Raw genomic sequence first — 1,417 nt, 5'->3', positions numbered from 1 at the left:
CAGGCCCGCGCGGCGGCGCGCAGCCACGCCCGTTCCGCCGCCTGCCCGGCAGCAGCCGCGCCCACCGCCTCGGCGAGCCGCTCCTCGAACTCCTCGCGCGCCGACTCCGTGAGCCCCGCGCGCCCCTGCGCGACGTACGCGGACCGCAGGCGCTCCGCCGCGCCGTCCACGTCCGCGGCCAGCCGCCGCTCGGCGGCGCCGCGCACGGCGGCGAACTGTCCGAGCAGTTCGCGAAGTTCCCCGACGCCTTCGCCCGTGAGCGCGGACAGCGCCAGTACGGCCGCGCCCGGATCTCCGTACTCGCCGAGCGCCAGCCCGTCCTCGTCCAGCAGCCGCCGCAGGTCGTCCAGTACTTGGTCGGCGGCGTCGCCGGGCAGCCGGTCCACTTGGTTGAGGACGACGAACGTCACCTCCGCGTAGCCGGCCAGGGGGCGCAGGTAGCGCTCGTGCAGCACCGCGTCCGCGTACTTCTCCGGGTCCACCACCCAGATCACCGCGTCCACCAGGCCCAGCAGCCGGTCCACCTGTTCGCGGTGGTCGGCGGCGGCCGAGTCGTGGTCGGGCAGGTCGATGAGTACGAGCCCGCGCATCTCCGGGTCGTACGGCCGCGGCGGCCGCAACCGCGCCTCGGCCGGGATCCGCAGCCGGTCCAGGAGGCCGCCCGCGTGGTCGGTCCAGGCGCACGCCACGGGCGCGCAGGTGGTGGGCCGGCGCACCCCCGCCTCGGAGAGCCGGGCCCCGGCGAGGCAGTTGAAGAGCGTCGACTTCCCGCTGCCGGTCGATCCGGCCAGGGCCACCACGGTGTGGTCCAGGGAGTGCCGCTGGCGCGCGGCGGCCTCTTCCAGGACCCGGCCGGCCTCGGCCAGGGTGCGTCGGTCCAGCCGCGTCCGGGACAGTCCGACGAGTTCGCGCAGGGCGTCGAGGCGGGGCCGCAGGGCGCTGAAGTCGGTGCGGGTGACGGGGAAGGCGGGGGCGTGCGGCACTGCGCCGCGCGCGGCCGACGTGTAGCCCGCGTGATGGGCGTAGTCGTCCGGCGCGTACTCCTTGCGCCCCCGGTTTTCGGCGTCCGGCCGTGCGGAATCCGCCCCCGCACCGCGCCCGGCCCGCCATCGCGCGCCGTCCCCCGCGGTGCCCTCGCCCGCGACACCGGGTCCCTGCGCGCGGCGTGCGATCAGCCCGTCGTCCCAGGAGGCCCGACGCATCATGAGCGGCGGAACCAGGGGGGGTGAAGGGGCGGCGCCGCCGTCGGCACCGTTGACGGCCCCGTTGTCGTCATCATCAGCGACGGGCCGGGGCGGGGTCGTGGTCACCGGGGTCACCTCTCCTTCTGTAGTACGGACAGGGCGGCGATCAGTTCGGACTGGTGCTCCGGTGCGACGTCGAGCGCGTCCAGGGGCGCGAGTCGCAGGTCCCGTTC

Annotated in this window: 1 protein-coding gene; it reads right to left on the bottom strand. The window is 76.2% G+C overall.

The genetic code is table 11. The annotated features are described in order from the left end of the window. On the bottom strand, positions 1-1,205 hold a 1,205-nt coding region (locus tag ACFU99_RS43615), incomplete at its 3' end, for a GTPase (RefSeq protein WP_384404320.1). Positions 1,206-1,417 lie beyond the last annotated feature (212 nt).

It is taken from the genome of Streptomyces sp. NPDC057654 (genome assembly GCF_042800135.1).
Classification (GTDB): domain Bacteria; phylum Actinomycetota; class Actinomycetes; order Streptomycetales; family Streptomycetaceae; genus Streptomyces.
Note: the sequence above shows the minus strand (reverse complement) of the source record. Positions and strands in the feature narration are given on the sequence as shown.